Here is a 623-nt window from a genome sequence, read left to right on the forward strand (position 1 = left end):
GTTCTCGCGGGCGGGGGCGCTGCGGGCCGTGCGGCGGTACGACGCCCAGGGGCACATCGTCGGCGGGCGGCTGCTGGAGATTCCCGAGGCGGAGACGGAAGGGTTCGACGCCGCGTTCCGTGAGGCCTTCGCCGATCCTGCCGTCGCCCTCGTGCACGTACGTGCCGTGGAGTACGGGTGCTTCCACTTCGAGGTCAGGCCCGGGTCGCCGGTGCAGTCGGTGTCGGCGACGTCACCGAGGTGAGGGCCCGGGCGAATTCCCTCACCCGCGCCGTCTCTCCGTCCCGGTGCCACACCATCCCAAGGACGGAGTCCGGAACACCGTCCACCGGGACGAAGGCCACGTCCCTGCGGCCGTGGTACTCCGCCGTCGGACGGCACAGCAGCATCGCCCCCCGCCCCGCCGCCACCAGCGTCAGGCCTTCCTGGAGCGTGCGCACCTCGGCGGCCGGGGGAGCACCGGCGGCCGCGGGGGCGCCGCCATCGCCGCCATCAGACGCGCGTCCGCCGTCCCCTGGAAGCCGATCCGCAGCGTGCCCGTCACACCCCGCGCCGCCCGGCTCGCCCGTTCGACCGCCGACGCCAACTCCTCGTACGCGGGACGCAGCCCGGCGAGCAGTTCC

Annotated in this window: 2 protein-coding genes and 1 pseudogene; 1 reads left to right on the forward strand and 2 read right to left on the reverse strand. The window is 74.6% G+C overall.

All coding sequences use genetic code 11. The features are described 5' to 3' along the window. A partial coding sequence (locus AB8Z36_RS41960) for a DUF1203 domain-containing protein (RefSeq protein ID WP_369218558.1) occupies positions 1-244 on the forward strand: 244 nt, incomplete at its 5' end. Here AB8Z36_RS41960 and AB8Z36_RS41965 read toward each other — a convergent pair. Together AB8Z36_RS41965 and AB8Z36_RS41970 are read right to left on the reverse strand one after the other, a co-directional pair. Continuing rightward, positions 195-440, reverse strand: a complete 246-nt coding sequence (locus tag AB8Z36_RS41965; protein WP_369218559.1) for a hypothetical protein — start codon at positions 438-440, stop codon at positions 195-197. The two genes, AB8Z36_RS41960 and AB8Z36_RS41965, sit on opposite strands and share 50 nt — an antisense overlap. Continuing rightward, positions 416-623: pseudogene (locus tag AB8Z36_RS41970) on the reverse strand (hypothetical protein); the annotation flags it as partial. The gene AB8Z36_RS41965 and the pseudogene AB8Z36_RS41970, both read right to left, overlap by 25 nt.

Origin of the sequence: Streptomyces flavofungini, from assembly GCF_041028215.1 — a bacterium.
Classification (GTDB): Bacteria; Actinomycetota; Actinomycetes; order Streptomycetales; family Streptomycetaceae; genus Streptomyces; species Streptomyces flavofungini_B.